The 15,149-nt window shown below is 30.6% G+C and carries 15 protein-coding genes; 13 read left to right on the plus strand and 2 right to left on the minus strand.

The genetic code is table 11. The annotated features are described in order from the left end of the window. The 13 genes from J9309_RS01670 (at position 1) to J9309_RS01730 (ending at position 12,186) form a co-directional block, all read left to right on the plus strand. Entirely contained in the window at positions 1-384 is a 384-nt protein-coding gene (locus J9309_RS01670) for a RidA family protein (RefSeq protein WP_230476724.1), read from the plus strand. Positions 385-405: 21 nt separating this feature from the next. Beyond that, complete coding sequence (locus J9309_RS01675) at positions 406-885, plus strand: hypothetical protein (RefSeq protein WP_230476725.1); 480 nt, start codon at positions 406-408, stop codon at positions 883-885. A 9-nt stretch (positions 886-894) separates the two neighbouring features. Then, positions 895-1,968: a 4-hydroxythreonine-4-phosphate dehydrogenase PdxA gene (pdxA, locus tag J9309_RS01680; protein WP_230476726.1), complete on the plus strand. Its 1,074-nt coding sequence runs from the start codon at positions 895-897 to the stop codon at positions 1,966-1,968. Between the two features lie 72 nt (positions 1,969-2,040). Beyond that, the gene (locus J9309_RS01685) at positions 2,041-2,610 is read left to right on the plus strand and encodes a YceD family protein (protein WP_230476727.1); all 570 of its coding nucleotides are present in this window, start codon (positions 2,041-2,043) and stop codon (positions 2,608-2,610) included. Positions 2,611-2,657: 47 nt separating this feature from the next. After that, on the plus strand, positions 2,658-2,855 hold the full coding sequence (gene rpmF / locus J9309_RS01690) for a 50S ribosomal protein L32 (protein WP_121933571.1): 198 nt from the start codon (positions 2,658-2,660) through the stop codon (positions 2,853-2,855). 128 nt (positions 2,856-2,983) lie between these two features. Next, a complete protein-coding gene (accB, locus tag J9309_RS01695) occupies positions 2,984-3,466 on the plus strand; it encodes an acetyl-CoA carboxylase biotin carboxyl carrier protein (protein WP_230476728.1) in 483 nt (160 codons plus the stop codon). A gap of 16 nt (positions 3,467-3,482) precedes the next feature. After that, positions 3,483-4,841 carry an acetyl-CoA carboxylase biotin carboxylase subunit gene (accC, locus tag J9309_RS01700; protein WP_230476729.1) on the plus strand — a complete coding sequence of 453 codons (1,359 nt, stop codon included), beginning with the start codon at positions 3,483-3,485 and terminating at the stop codon, positions 4,839-4,841. A 196-nt stretch (positions 4,842-5,037) separates the two neighbouring features. Continuing rightward, positions 5,038-6,360, plus strand: a complete 1,323-nt coding sequence (gene tig / locus J9309_RS01705; protein ID WP_230476730.1) for a trigger factor — start codon at positions 5,038-5,040, stop codon at positions 6,358-6,360. A gap of 46 nt (positions 6,361-6,406) precedes the next feature. Then, positions 6,407-7,075 carry an ATP-dependent Clp endopeptidase proteolytic subunit ClpP gene (clpP, locus tag J9309_RS01710; protein WP_262897291.1) on the plus strand — a complete coding sequence of 223 codons (669 nt, stop codon included), beginning with the start codon at positions 6,407-6,409 and terminating at the stop codon, positions 7,073-7,075. Between the two features lie 158 nt (positions 7,076-7,233). Further along, positions 7,234-8,394, plus strand: a complete 1,161-nt coding sequence (gene clpX, locus J9309_RS01715) for an ATP-dependent Clp protease ATP-binding subunit ClpX (RefSeq protein ID WP_230477834.1) — start codon at positions 7,234-7,236, stop codon at positions 8,392-8,394. Positions 8,395-8,481: 87 nt separating this feature from the next. Continuing rightward, positions 8,482-10,575, plus strand: a complete 2,094-nt coding sequence (locus J9309_RS01720) for a T9SS type A sorting domain-containing protein (RefSeq protein ID WP_230476731.1) — start codon at positions 8,482-8,484, stop codon at positions 10,573-10,575. 9 nt (positions 10,576-10,584) lie between these two features. Continuing rightward, positions 10,585-10,833, plus strand: a complete 249-nt coding sequence (locus J9309_RS01725; protein WP_230476732.1) for a hypothetical protein — start codon at positions 10,585-10,587, stop codon at positions 10,831-10,833. Positions 10,834-10,887: 54 nt separating this feature from the next. Then, entirely contained in the window at positions 10,888-12,186 is a 1,299-nt protein-coding gene (locus tag J9309_RS01730; RefSeq protein WP_230476733.1) for a redoxin domain-containing protein, read from the plus strand. A gap of 29 nt (positions 12,187-12,215) precedes the next feature. On the opposite strand, the gene J9309_RS01735 is transcribed toward J9309_RS01730, so the two are convergent. Continuing rightward, complete coding sequence (locus tag J9309_RS01735) at positions 12,216-13,577, minus strand: exonuclease domain-containing protein (RefSeq protein WP_230476734.1); 1,362 nt, start codon at positions 13,575-13,577, stop codon at positions 12,216-12,218. Positions 13,578-13,584: 7 nt separating this feature from the next. Beyond that, complete coding sequence (locus tag J9309_RS01740) at positions 13,585-15,126, minus strand: helicase HerA-like domain-containing protein (protein WP_230476735.1); 1,542 nt, start codon at positions 15,124-15,126, stop codon at positions 13,585-13,587. Between the last annotated feature and the right edge of the window lie 23 nt (positions 15,127-15,149).

Here is a 15,149-nt window from a genome sequence, read left to right on the forward strand (position 1 = left end):
ATGAAAAAAGAAATTATTTATACTTCTAACGCACCTCAAGCGATTGGACCATATTCTCAAGGTGTAAAATACAACGGATTTGTTTACACTTCAGGTCAAATTCCTTTTGATGTAGTTGCAGGAAGTTTAGTAACAACAGGTATCAAAGACGAGGTACATCAAGTAATGAAAAACGTTAAAGCAATCTTAGAAGCTGCAGGAACATCTGTTGATCAAATTGTAAAAACTACAATTTTCTTAAAAGATTTAAACGATTTTAATGATGTAAACGAAGTGTACTCTTCATATTTTACAGATACAAATTATCCAGCTCGTGAATGTGTAGAAGTTGCACGTTTACCACGCGATGTAAATGTTGAAATTTCTGTCATTGCTATTGCATAACAGAAAACCCAAACAAATAATATGTTAAAAGACAAGACTGTTTTAAGAAATGTAATCGGTGTAGTTTTAGGACTAGTCGTTGTATATCTTATTGTTAATGCTGGCATTACTATAAATGCTTATAAATTAGGTTGGGAAGACGAAGCTGTTTTTCCTGAATGGAGACACATCATAAAATACTTCTCTAGAGGAGCAGGAAAAGAATTTGAAGTTAATTTCTTTGGGATGATGTTGCTATCATCTGGAATCGCTGCTTTAGGTGGAGGTATCGCAACAGCTTTAATCGTAAAAAGAGCTAAACAAGCATATTCTATGCTGATCGGATTCATTTTATTATTAGTAGCTTTTGGCGACGTAATTTTTACTCCCTATCACCCAACTTGGTACGAAATTGCAATTTGCCCAGTATTATTCTTATTTTCTTGGATTGGAGGTTTAATAATAGATATTATTTACAAACAATTTTTCAGAAAAAAGAAACCAACAGCTCAATCATTCTAATTTTAAATTATGTCTGAAAAAGATAGAAAAATACGAGTAGCAATATCTATTGGGGATTACAATGGTATTGGTATTGAAATAATTTTGAAAACATTAAAAGAAAAAGAAATTACGGAATTATTTACACCTGTAATTTTTGCTTCAACAAAATTATTATCACACCAAAAAGACAAATTAAACTTAGATCGTATTAACTTTCAAGGTATTCAAGATGCAAGTCAAATTGTAGATGGAAAAATTAACGTTGTTAATCTTTGGAAAGATACAATCGAAGTTCAATTTGGTAAAGTAACAAAAGCAGCCGGTGAACATGCTTTTCAATCATTAAAAGCTGCAGCGCAATCTGTAACAGATGGTTTTACTGATGTTTTAGTAACTGCACCAATAAACAAAGATAACATCCAATCGGATGAATTTAAATTTCCTGGTCACACAGAATATTTAGGTGAAATTTGGGGTGGTTATCCACTTATGTTTATGGTGTCCGAGAAAATTAAAGTTGGTTTAGTTACTCAACATGTTCCAGTTTCTAAGATTGCACAAGGAATACATAAAAAATCTGTTTACAACAAGATTCAACAAATTCATAAAAGTTTAGTTGAAGATTATACGATTCAAAAACCTAAAATTGCAGTATTAGGATTAAATCCTCATGCAGGTGATAATGGATTATTAGGTTCTGAAGAGCAGGAAATTATAATTCCAGCAATCGAACGTTGCAAAAACGAAGATAAACTAGTTTACGGACCTTATTCTGCAGATAGTTTCTTTACATCAGATAATTTAGAAGTATTTGACGCAGTTTTAGCGATGTATCACGATCAAGGTTTAATTCCTTTCAAAACTATTGCGTTTGACGAAGGAGTAAACTATACAGCTGGTTTAAAATATGTTCGTACATCTCCAGATCATGGTGTTGCTTATAACATAGCAGGTAAAGGAATCGCAAACGAAGAATCTTTTAAAGAAGCAATTTATTTAGCTATAGAGTTATATAAAAATCGCTTAGATTACGCTGAATTAACTAATAATGTTCTTCAACATATTCCTTTAAAGTTAGAAAAAGGAGATAATAAAGAATAAAAAAATAAAATAACTAGTCAAAGGGTATTTATTTTAAATAAAATACATTATCTTTGCAAACCTTTTCGTGGTATGGACAAACTAAAAAATTACACCATAGTATTCTCTAGTTTACCTTTTGGGGTAACAGATTTTACTTACGAAATATCACAATCGTTCTTTGATTTGTTTGAAATTGAGACAGATTTTGACAATCCTGATATTAATGTTGATTTGGACTTTGAGAAAAATTCAACAATGTTAGAGCTATTTTTCAAAATAAATGGAAAAATAACTATACCATGTGATATAACAGGTGAAAATTTTGATCAAAAAATTTCGAATGAAGCCAAATTAATTGTTAAATTTGGCGACGAATTTGATGACACTGACAGTGAAATTTGGATTATTCCACGTGATGAATACGAATTAAACATAGCACAAGTATTATACGAGTTGATTATGTTATCACTTCCTGTTAAAAGAATTCATCCTGATGTTTTAGAAGGTAATATTGATCCTGAAATCTCTGATTTATTAGATGAGTACAGTATTTACGATATTAGCCAACTAGAAGATAATGATAATAACAACGATGACGATGACGACAATGATGACGATATCGACCCACGTTGGGCAAAATTAAAAGATTTAAAACCGTAGGGTTTTTAGTAATAATATATAAAGAAATAAAAAAAAAGTAGTTAGATATGGCACATCCTAAGAGAAGACAGTCGTCAACAAGAAGAGATAAACGTAGAACACACTACAAAATCGAAGCTCCACAATTAGCTATCGATTCTACTACAGGTGAAGCTCACTTATACCACAGAGCACACTGGTCTGACGGAAAATTATACTACAAAGGAAAAGTAGTATTAGAAAAAGTACAAGAAGTTACTGAATAATAGAGTCTTAGAAAGATTTTCAAGCTGTTTCTTAATAAAAGAAGCAGCTTTTTTATTTTTTTTGAATACCTTTGGTTAAAATTTTATTAAAAGTAACGTTAAAACGAATTTAAAAACCGCATTATATTATGGATATTAAAGACATTCAAAATTTAATCAGATTTGTGTCTAAAGCTGAAGTTGCTGAAGTTAGCATTAAACAAGAAGACATCGAAATCAAGATTAAAACTTTACATGGAATTTCTAACCAACCAGTAGCACAATCTTACTACGTACCACAACCAGGTCAAGCACCTGTTGCACAAGCTGCAGCTCCAGCACCTGTTGCATCTACTGAATCTGCTACCCCTGCTACTGAAGAAAACAGTAACTACATCACTGTAAAATCTCCTATGATTGGAACATTCTACCGTGCATCAGGTCCAGGTAAAGATCCATTCATTAGTGTTGGTGATACAATTGCTCCTGGAAAAGTTTTATGTATCGTAGAAGCTATGAAATTATTTAACGAAATTGAATCAGAAGTTTCTGGTAAAATCGTTAAAATTTTAGTTGACGATGCTACGCCAGTAGAATACGATCAACCATTATTCTTAGTTGACCCATCTTAATCTATAACATTTAGCTATGTTCAAAAAGATATTAATAGCAAATAGAGGAGAAATTGCAATGCGAGTAATTCGTACTGCAAAAGAAATGGGTATCAAAACTGTTGCTGTTTACTCAAAAGCTGATGAAACTTCTTTACATGTACGTTTCGCTGACGAAGCTGTATGTATTGGTCCTGCTCAAAGTAAAGATTCTTACTTAAAAATGTCGAATATTATCGCAGCTGCTGAAATTACAGATGCTGATGCTATTCACCCAGGATACGGTTTCTTATCAGAAAACGCAACATTCTCTAAAATTTGTCAATCACACGGAATTAAATTCATTGGAGCTTCTCCAGAGCATATCGACCGTATGGGAGATAAAGCAAATGCGAAAGCAACAATGAAAGAAGCTGGAGTTCCTGTAGTACCAGGATCAGAAGGTTTATTAGAAAGCTACGAACAAGCCTTAGAAATTGCAAAGGAAATTAAATTCCCTGTAATGTTAAAAGCTACTGCCGGTGGTGGTGGTAAAGGTATGCGTGCTGTTTGGAAAGAAGAAGATTTATTGCACGCTTGGGAATCTGCTCGTCAAGAAGCTGCTGCAGCTTTCGGAAACGACGGTATGTACATGGAAAAATTAATCGAGGAACCTCGCCATGTCGAAATTCAAGTTGCTGGAGATAAATTCGGAAAAGCTTGTCACTTATCAGAGCGTGATTGTTCAATCCAACGTCGTAATCAAAAATTAGTTGAAGAAACTCCTTCTCCAATTATGACTGACGACTTACGCGAGCGTATGGGTACTGCTGCTGTAAAAGCTGCTGAATATATCGGTTATGAAGGTGTAGGTACAATCGAGTTCTTAGTTGACAAACATGGTGATTTTTACTTTATGGAAATGAATACTCGTATCCAAGTAGAACACCCAATTACTGAGCAAGTAACAGGTTTCGATTTAGTTCGTGAACAAATTATGTTAGCTGCTGGAGAACCTATTTCTGGTAAAAATTACTATCCACAAATGCACTCTATCGAGTGTCGTATCAACGCAGAAGATCCTTACGCAGATTTCCGTCCATCTCCAGGTATGATTACATCAATCAATATTCCTGGTGGAAATGGTGTTCGTGTAGATACTCACGTTTATGCAGGATATGTAATTCCACCTCATTACGATTCTATGATTGCTAAATTAATCACGACTGCACAAACTCGTGAAGAAGCAATTCAGAAAATGAAACGTGCTTTAGGAGAGTTCTATATTGAAGGTATTAAAACTACTATCCCATTCCACTTACAATTGATGGATGATCCAGATTTTATCGCTGGTAATTACACAACTAAGTTTATGGAAGACTTTAATTTAGATCCATCTTACGCAGATATGGATTAAAATCAAATCCTTAAAATATTTCTAGTTCGATAACTTCGGTTATCGAACTTTTTTATTTTAGAATAATCCTTATCACAATATTATAAGTCTTAATTCCATGTATTGTTAAAAATTCTGAATTAATCAGTTGGAATTTAATCATAACACTTTACAATTCGTATAATATTTGTACATTTGCGAACCAAATTTTAGGAAGATGAATATTACTAGAAATACAACAGACAACTTATCTGCAGTAATCTCAATTACTTTAACTAAAGCAGACTACCAAGAAAAAGTAGATAACGTATTAAATCAATACAGAAAAACTGCTTCAATCAAAGGGTTCCGTAAAGGACAAGTTCCTATGAGCTTTGTTAAAAAGCAATATGGAGAAGCTGTAGTTTTTGATACAGTTAACGAATTATTACAAAAATCAGTTACTGAATATATCAACGAAGAAAAATTATCAATCTTAGGTAATCCAATCCCAGTTATTAAAGATGCGATTGATTGGAATGCTGAAGAATTAACTTTTGATTTCGAAATTGGTTTAGCTCCAGAGTTTGACGTTGATTTATCTAAAATCGAAGTTGAATCTTTTAAAGTAGCTGTTGCTGACGAAGAAGTTCAAAAATATGTTGATAACTTCTCTCAACGTTTCGGATCATTAAAATCTTTAGAAGCTGCTGAAGAAGGTGCTATCTTAAAAGTAGATCAAGCTGTAAACGGTGAAGAAGCTAAAGCATCATTTATCCGTATCGAAGATTTAAAAGACGCATCTGCATTCATCGGTAAAAAAGTTGGTGATGTAGTTGAAGTTAATTCTAAAGATATCTACGATACTGCAGAAGAAGCTACACAAAATTTAGGAACTGAAGTTTCTGAAGAAGGTGTTAATGTAACTATTACAATTAAAGAAATTAATACAGTTGCTAAAGCTGAAGTAAACCAAGAGTTATTTGACAAAGTTTACGGTGAAGGTGCAGTTGATTCTGAAGAAGCTTTCCGTAACAAAATCAAAGAAGAGTCTGAAAATATGTACAACAAAGAAGCTGATAAACAAATTATCAACGACGTTGTTACTGCATTATTAGAAAACACTTCTTTCGAATTACCAAAAGAATTCTTAACAAAATGGTTAACTTTCTCTAACGAGCAAATCACTTCTGAAGAGCAAGCTGCTGAAGAATTAGCTAAAATGGAGAAATCTTTACGTTACCAATTAATTGAAGCTAAAATTGCTGAAGTTAATAATGTAGAAGTTAATGCGGAAGAAGTTAAAGAAGCTGCTGTAGTTGCTATTAAAGAGCAGTTAAAAATGTACGGGCAAACTTCTATTCCAGAGGAAAGCATGAACCAAATTATTGCTGGTGCATTGTCTAACCAAGAGGAATACAACCGTTTATCTTATCAAGTGTTTACAGATAAAATGTTAGCAATCTTCAAGGAGAATGTTAAATTAAACGAGAAGGAAGTAACATTTGACGAATTCGTTGAAATTATTACTAAAAAGAACGAAGAATTAGCAGAAGCTTAATTGTATTCTGAAAAAATTCTTTACCTTTCATTAAAATCTAATAATGATGAAAAACGCTGGAGAAGAATTTAAAAAATACGCGTTACTAGATAAAGGAATTAGTAGCTTACACATGGAAAGCTACATCCAAAATACAACGCCATACATTGTTGAGGAGAGAAAATTAAACGTTGCACAAATGGATGTTTTCTCAAGATTAATGATGGATAGAATTATCTTTTTAGGAACTGCTATTGATGATCAAATTGCAAATATCATTCAAGCACAATTATTATTCTTAGAAAGTGTTGATTCTACAAAAGATATCCAAATTTATGTAAACTCTCCAGGAGGAGGTGTTTACGCAGGTTTAGGAATCTACGATACAATGCAATTAATTAAACCAGATGTTGCTACAATTTGTACAGGTATGGCCGCTTCTATGGGAGCAGTTTTATTAAGTGCAGGTGCAGCTGGAAAACGTTCTGCATTAAAACACTCAAGAGTTATGATTCACCAACCATTAGGTGGAGCTCAAGGTCAGGCAACTGATATGGAAATTACTTTAAAAGAAATTTTAAAGTTAAAGAAAGAATTATATGATATACTTTCTCACCATTCAGGTCAAACTTTCGAGCAAATCGAAAAAGATGGTGAACGTGATTACTGGATGACTTCACAAGAAGCAAAAGAATACGGAATGATTGACGAGGTTTTATTACCTAGAGGAAAATAATTCCAATTCACAATAACTTAAAAAAGGCAACTCTGTAATAGAGTTGCCTTTTTCTATTTACCTATGTAGATAAATTAATTGATAAATAATCAAATTTTTACACATCAATTACTTACATTTTATTTTTTTACGTAACTTTGTATATTGTTATAAACAGTATAAAATTGGAAGAAAACAAGTGTTCGTTCTGTGGGAAAAACAGAAACGATGTAAATATTTTAGTTTCAGGAGTAGAGGGTAATATTTGTGATAATTGCATTGAACAAGCTCATGGTATTGTAATAGAAGAAAAAAAATTTAACACAGATAATGAATTAATTCAACCTCTTGCTTTAAAATCTCCTAAAGAGATAAAAGAATTCTTAGACGATTATGTAATCGGTCAAGATCAAGCTAAAAAAATTCTTTCGGTAGCTGTATACAACCATTACAAACGAGTTTTAAACGAGGCTAAATCTAAAAACGAGGTTGAAATAGATAAATCTAATGTAATTCTTGTCGGTGAAACTGGAAGTGGAAAAACATTATTAGCTAAAACAATTGCTAAATTATTAAATGTTCCTTTTGCTATTGTTGATGCTACAGTTTTAACTGAAGCTGGATATGTAGGTGAAGATGTTGAAAGTATTTTAACACGTTTATTACAAGCTGCTGATTACAATGTAGAGTTAGCTGAAAAAGGTATTGTATTTATCGATGAAGTTGATAAAATTGCTCGAAAATCAGACAATCCATCAATTACTAGAGATGTTTCTGGTGAAGGAGTTCAGCAAGCATTGCTTAAAATTTTAGAAGGTACAGTTGTTAATGTTCCACCAAAAGGAGGACGTAAACATCCAGATCAAAAATTTGTTGAAGTTAATACAAAAGATATTTTATTTATAGCTGGTGGTGCATTTTCTGGGATAGAAAAACACATTGCTGATCGTTTAAAGAAACATGTGATTGGATTCAAAAATGAAGACACAAAAGAAGTTGAAAACTTATTAGACGAAGTAAATTCAATGGATTTAAAAAACTTTGGAATTATTCCTGAGTTAATAGGTCGATTACCAATCATAACTTTCTTAAAACCATTAGATAAAGAAGCTATGAAAGCCATTTTAACTGAGCCTAAAAATGCTTTGTTAAAACAGTATCAAAAATTATTTGAGCTAGACGGTAAAGAACTAATTATTACAGAAGAAACAATAGATAAAATTGTTGATAAAGCTAATGAATTAGGACTAGGTGCACGCGGATTAAGATCAGTTACAGAAGAACTTTTTACAGATCTGATGTATAATATTGATGAACTTCCAAAAAAAGTTTCAGTTTAATCAACTGAAATTGTTTATTTTAAAAATAACTTTCTATATTTGCAACATCCTAAATGAATGCAAAAACCTCTTAAACTATTATTAATTATGAAAAAGAATTTACTTACTTTATCTTTAATAGCATCAGTTTTTACTTATGCTCAAGATACTTATATAGGCAGTAATGCTGTGGTGAAAGTTCAGCCTAACACTTTGTTCTATAACGGTGGAAATGTTACGTTAAGTCCAGCTTCTAATGAAGTTGTTAAAAATGAAGGAAATATTTTAGTAAAAGGTGATTTTAAAAATAATTCATCTAACACTACAAAAGGTAAAGAATTTATTAATGTTTGGACTAATCCTAATAGTTATGGTCAGCTAATAATTGCTGATACTAAAACATCAACAGGTTTAGTAGCTTTAGAAAGAAGTTTACCTAATGTTACTTCTATTGATGAGTATATTATTGCATTACCATTTACAGGTAAAGCTGAAGATGTATATAAAACTTTAACAAATTTAAACTTATCAAATAATATTGTTAATCCAACATTTAGTGGTTGGTGTGCTGAAAATTCTGCATGTCCTGATCGCTATACTCAATCATTAATGGTATGGGATAATAGTGAAACTGAATATGATAATGTTAAAAGAGACTCTGAAATCTCTCCTATTAAAAGATATTTATTAAACTCTAGAAGCGGTTCAGATTTTAGAAATGTAGTAAACACTATTAAAACAAATCTACCTCAAACTGCAACTCAAAAACTTTCATTTAGTGGAGTACCATCTAATGAAGATATTAGTATTGAATTATATTCTGGATTAAAAGGAAACTCTCAAGCATATGAGAATGAAACTTTTTCACAATGGAAAAACCGAATTAATAATCATTTAGAAACTTATGATTCTTACTTAAGTAATCAACAAAACTCAATGGATAACAGCCGTTCATTTGGTAAAAATATTCATCGCTTGGCTAATCCATTTACATCTAATTTAGATTTAAGTGATATTTCTAGAACTAATTCATGGATTTATTTTTCAGATGTATCTACTAATACTCCTACTGCTGTTTATGATAATTTAATTCGTTTTAGAATTTTTAAACTTGCAAATGACTTTAGTATTACATGGAATTCTAATAATGGTAATACAAGTACAAGTACAAATACTACATCATTCAGTGCATATTTAAATTCAAATACTGCAGGTACGTATTTTTGGACTGGATCAGCTGAAGCTTTATTAATTAAACCTTATGAAACATTTTTCATAGATTATTACGCAGTTAACAGAAGTGAAAATGGAGGTACGAGAACTATTAAGGCTGATGTAACTTTAGGTGATAAACAAAAGACATTTATCAAAGAATATGCTGGAGCAACTTCTACAAATGAAGTACCTGGAACATATTCAAGAAATAATAATGTTCAAGCATTATTAAATGATGAAGATTTAAAAGCTAGAGGTTTAGTAACTGATTTTGATTTCACACAATTAGAATTATATTTAAGTGAAAACTCTTCTATTAAAGGTAATGCTGCTTATTTATTAAACGCAAATTTCATGACTACTGGAAATGAAACTGCAACGAAATTAGCTGATAATAATATTTTCTTTTATGAAGAAACTGAAAATGGTGAGGTTATTTTAGATGCAGAAACTATTTCAAATTCATTTAATTCTGAAGATTACATTGGTAAACCAATCAGATTAGGTTTTAAAAATTTAAACATTGGAAGTGAATATCAATTAAATGTTAATTTATATGAATATTCGATTTTAAATAAAGTACAAAATTTAAATTTAGGTCGTTATTATTTATTAGATAAATTAAACAATACTGTAAAAGAAGTTGATGCTTTAACGCAGATTAATTTTACAGCTGATGATAATATCAATAATAGATTTGAATTCTATTGGAATGAATCTCCAAGAACTTTATCTACAAATGATTTATCAAAAAGTGCTACTTATATTTATAAGAATAACTCGAATCAATTAATTAGATTCGAAGATAATAATACAACTGCTAAAGTTGAAATTTTTGATGTAACAGGTAGACTTATAAATGTTAAAAATAATGTTAATACGAATATTGATCATAAATTAAATTTATCAAATGTTCCTAACATTTATGTAGTTGTTATTACTTATGAAAATGGTAAGGTAGTAACTAAAAAAACAATTAATAAATAATCCTAACGTATGAAACCTATATTAAAATTATTAACACTATCTACATTTTTGTTTTTTAGTAGTCCTATAATATATGCACAAGATTGTGGAAATTTTGATCCTGATTGTCAAGATGGACCATTTCCACCAACTCCAGGTGAAGGTTCAGGAGCACAAAAAGTGCCTTTAGATGACTATACTGGTATATTACTTGCAGCAGGTGTTTTAGCTGCCGGAATTATATATTATAATAAAGAAAAACAAATTATAAAAAAATAATAGTATTTTTAAAACCTCAATCATTTGATTGAGGTTTTTTTAATTTATTAAACTATGAAAAAATACTTTATATTACCATTGGCTTTTATTGGTGTGAATACATTTGCTCAATTCAACATTAATGGCCAAATTGGAAATTACGCTAATAAACCGATTTTGGTAAAGATCTTTGAAAATGGATCACCTAAAACAATTAACACTGTTAAAACTGATAATAACGGTAATTTCACTACTAAAGTTCCTGTGAGATACAATGGAATTGTAAAATTAGAAACTCCATCTGGTGGTGCTATTTCAATTTTATCTGATAATGAAAATATCAAATTCACAACAGTATATGGTGAACAAATCCAAACTGGCTTAAAAGTATCTGAAGGTAAAGCACAAAGTGAATATATTAAATTACAGCAGTTAGTTCCCTTAAACGAACTTAATGCGAGTATTTTCCCACATATTAAAAATATTTATAGCCCATCTGACGAATTTTATAAAGCATTAGAAAAAGAAGAAAAAAGAATTAATGATTTAAATAAAAATCAATCTATTTCTTCTCCATTGGTTAACTATATTTCGGGATTAGAAGCTTTAGTAAAAGAATCAAAAACTAGTTTAAGCGAAAGTTCTGCTAATAAAATTTTAAGCCATATTGAAAAAGATGATGATCGCTTAGAAAACTCAAGTTATTTACCTGAATTAGCTTTTGCTTACATTAACTATCAGTTTACAAAATCGCCTAACGATACGCCTGAAAACAATTTACAAAAGGCTACAGAAGTATTATTAGATAAAGGAAATATTGAAACTGAAAGAGGTCAAAATATTTTATCAACTATTTTTACTTTAGTACCTGAAGCTAATTTCCCTAACTTTTACAAAAATTACAAATCAAAGGTTAACAGTTTAACATGTAAAGTTACTGATGATTTAAAGAAGAAAGTTAATCGATCTAGTGCTTTAAAAATTGGTGACAAAGCTCCAGATATTAAATTTGAAAATTCTGTTAAAGGAAAGAAAAGTTTATATGATATAAAAGCTTCAGAAAAATTAGTTGTTTTCTGGGCTTCTTGGTGTCCTGCTTGTAACAAAGAGTTGCCTTATATCAAAGAGTATTATACCGAATTTAAGAAGAAAGGTGGTGAAATTATAGCTATCTCTTTAGATTTTGATCAAAATGAATTTGAGAAAGCAACTAAAGACTTAGAATGGTTTAATTATACTGATCTTTTACGTTGGGATTCACCAATTGCTGAATTATATAACGTAGACTCTACTCCAACTATTTTCTTATTAGATAAAGACAATAAGATTGTTCAGAAAGTAGGTCATATTACAGATTTACAAACATTAAAATAAAAAAAAAGGCTTCAAATGAAGCCGTTTTTTTATTCTACTATAATAATTTGATTTTCTTTTGCTTTAAAAAGGTAATTTCTAATTATTGCCTTAATATCAGGAAGTTCTTCCGCAGTTGTCATTATTTTTTTGATGCGTTCAATAGATTTTATTTGATGATGGTATTCATAGTAACCATAACCAACAAATACATTGTTCTCTATAAAAATAAAAGACTTTTCAATACCTTCTCTCCCCTTACTTACAATTAGGAAATTATCAGACGGATATTTTGTTTTATCTACAATTTCCTTCACACGTTTATTGTAGTCAACTTTATTCTCTTCTCCAACACAAGCTCCTTCACAAGTTCCAACAGTATAACCAAAACAAGAATCAGAATTTTTAATTCCTTTATTTATTTTCTGACAGATGCTGTAATCATTTAGAATCTTTTCTAAGTTATGCTCCGCTTCCTCTTTTGTTTTAAAAGATAAAAATGGTTCACTTCTTCTACCCTTTCCTGGTTCGAACCTTGAAAAAGTACTTTTATTTTCTCTGTAATAAATTCCAAATTGATACAAAGTCTTATTAGAAATATCAAAATTTAAATAAGGTTTTATCTTTAAAATTTCATTAATTTCTTTGATTGAAGCTAATAAATTACTACCTGTTAATTCAAATTTAATATTCTTAGTATAACGTTTAATACGATTATTACGCAAGGATTTTGAAGTAAAAATATGATTAACTGCTTGCGCAATATTTATGCTTTTACCTATATAAATGATCTGCTTTTTCGAATTATATAGATAAAATAATCCAGGTTTATTTGGCAAATCCTGAATCAATTTTTCATATTTATTATTTACTTTTTTAGGGAATTTAATTCCAGTCTTTTTAGTAATAATTTTCTCATCATCTTTATCTAAAAGCATCTTAAATAAAGAGATTGTAGCTCTTGCATCACCAGAAGCTCTATGTCTATCAGTCACTATAATCCCCAAAGAATCGCATAGTTTACCTAAAGAATAGGATGGCATTCCTGGAATTAACGTTTCTGCATATTCAAAAGTATCAATCCACTCTCTTTCGTATTGATAGCCTAAACGATTAAACTCTTGATTCAACATTCTATAATCAAAAGTTACATTATGACCTACTAAAATACAGCCGTCTGTAATTTCTACAATTCGTTTAGCTACTTCATGAAATTTCGGAGCAGTTTTAACCATTTTTTCCGTTATGCTTGTTAATTTCTGTACAAACGGATCTATTCTTCTTTCCGGATTAATTAATGAAATAAATTGGTCGATGATTTCTTCACCATCAAATTTGTAAATCGCAATTTCTATAATCGACTCTTCACCAACTTTTCCACCTGTCGCTTCTATATCTAAAATTGCGTACACTTCTTAATTATTTTTTTCCTTTTAATGCATTCATCAAAAGTTTCATACCCCAATCTATTAACTTACGTGTTGCTGTTCGGCTTACATCTCGAACCATTTTATTATCAGTCCAATCTGTATCTTTTGCTGTCGTTTGTTTTGTAGATGAAGATGTTTTTGATGTTTTTTGAGTTGGCATAGCTTGTGCCTGATCTTCTAACTGCTTTTTCAACATTTCATTTGCTGATTGTCGATCAACAGTTTGTTCGTATTTTTTTACGAGTTGAGAATTTTTTACGATAATATCAATCTCTTCTTGGGTTAATACATCCATTCTAGAATTAGGCGAACGCATATGTGTATATGCCAATGGAGTTGGAATTCCTTTCTCATCTAAAGCTGTGATAAAAGCCTCACCAATTCCTAATTGTGTGATAACTTCATCCGCTTTGTAATATGTGGTTATTGGATAATTTTCTACTGCTTTCTGAATTTCTTTACGATCCTTTGCTGTAAAACCTCGTAAAGCATGTTGGATTTTTAAACCTAATTGACTTAAGACGCCGTCCGGAACGTCTCCTGGAACTTGAGTTACAAATATTAATCCAACACCCTTAGAACGAATCAATTTTACAATTGTTTCAATTTGATTTAGTAAAGATTTTGTTGCTTCTTTAAAAATCAAGTGTGCCTCATCAATAAAGATGACTAATTTAGGTTTATCAGCATCTCCTGCTTCTGGTAATTGTGTATAAATTTTATTCAGTAAACTCAACATAAATGTTGAAAACAAATTAGGATAATTTTGTATATCAGTTAATCGAATAATATTAACAAGACCTAAACCATCTTTTGTTTGTATTAAATCATGAATATCAAAACTTGGTTCTCCAAAGAATTTAGAAGCTCCTTGTTGTTCTAAAGCAACAATTTTACGTAAAATAGCACCTAAAGAAGCTGGAGCAATAGAACCATAATTCATGTTCAATTCAGCTTTTCCTTCCTTAGAATCTGTTACATATTGTAAAACACGACGAATATCCTGTAAGTCAATTAAAGGCAAATTTCTATCTTCACAATATTTGAAAATGATTGAAATAATACTTTCTTGTGTTTCGTTTAATTCTAAGATTTTACTGAATAAAATTGGTCCAAAATCAGTAACAGTAGCTCTTAATTGAACTCCTGGTTCATTTGAAATAGATAATAATTCAGTTGGATTTCCTTTTGGCTCAAAAGGGATATTTAATGCCTCGTGACGCGCACGAATATTTTCATCATCAATTTTTCCAGCAGCTGCGATTCCGGACAAATCACCCTTAATGTCCATTAACAATGATGGAACACCTTTTAAAGATAATTGCTCTGCTACAATTTGTAAAGATTTAGTTTTACCAGTTCCTGTTGCTCCACCTATTAAACCATGACGGTTTAAAGTTTTTAAAGCAATTGCAACTTCGGCTTCTTCTACAATCTCGCCATCTAATTTAGCTTTACCTAAAATAATCTTATCATTCTTGTAAGAATATCTAGATTGTATTTCTTGTACAAAATCTTCTCTTTTAGACATATTGATGATATTTATTCTAAAGA

It is taken from the genome of Faecalibacter bovis, assembly GCF_017948305.1.
GTDB classification, from domain to species: Bacteria; Bacteroidota; Bacteroidia; order Flavobacteriales; family Weeksellaceae; genus Empedobacter; species Empedobacter bovis.

What these genes read in the sequence shown, in the direction of transcription:
- tig (WP_230476730.1), top strand. Translation starts at nt 5,038, where the DNA reads ATGAATATTACTAGAAATACAACAGACAACTTATCTGCAGTAATCTCA.
- J9309_RS01670 (WP_230476724.1), top strand. Translation starts at nt 1, where the DNA reads ATGAAAAAAGAAATTATTTATACTTCTAACGCACCTCAAGCGATTGGA.
- accB (WP_230476728.1), top strand. Translation starts at nt 2,984, where the DNA reads ATGGATATTAAAGACATTCAAAATTTAATCAGATTTGTGTCTAAAGCT.
- J9309_RS01740 (WP_230476735.1), bottom strand. Translation starts at nt 15,126, where the DNA reads ATGTCTAAAAGAGAAGATTTTGTACAAGAAATACAATCTAGATATTCT.
- J9309_RS01675 (WP_230476725.1), top strand. Translation starts at nt 406, where the DNA reads ATGTTAAAAGACAAGACTGTTTTAAGAAATGTAATCGGTGTAGTTTTA.
- clpP (WP_262897291.1), top strand. Translation starts at nt 6,407, where the DNA reads ATGAAAAACGCTGGAGAAGAATTTAAAAAATACGCGTTACTAGATAAA.
- J9309_RS01725 (WP_230476732.1), top strand. Translation starts at nt 10,585, where the DNA reads ATGAAACCTATATTAAAATTATTAACACTATCTACATTTTTGTTTTTT.
- J9309_RS01720 (WP_230476731.1), top strand. Translation starts at nt 8,482, where the DNA reads ATGAAAAAGAATTTACTTACTTTATCTTTAATAGCATCAGTTTTTACT.
- accC (WP_230476729.1), top strand. Translation starts at nt 3,483, where the DNA reads ATGTTCAAAAAGATATTAATAGCAAATAGAGGAGAAATTGCAATGCGA.
- rpmF (WP_121933571.1), top strand. Translation starts at nt 2,658, where the DNA reads ATGGCACATCCTAAGAGAAGACAGTCGTCAACAAGAAGAGATAAACGT.
- J9309_RS01730 (WP_230476733.1), top strand. Translation starts at nt 10,888, where the DNA reads ATGAAAAAATACTTTATATTACCATTGGCTTTTATTGGTGTGAATACA.
- J9309_RS01685 (WP_230476727.1), top strand. Translation starts at nt 2,041, where the DNA reads ATGGACAAACTAAAAAATTACACCATAGTATTCTCTAGTTTACCTTTT.
- pdxA (WP_230476726.1), top strand. Translation starts at nt 895, where the DNA reads ATGTCTGAAAAAGATAGAAAAATACGAGTAGCAATATCTATTGGGGAT.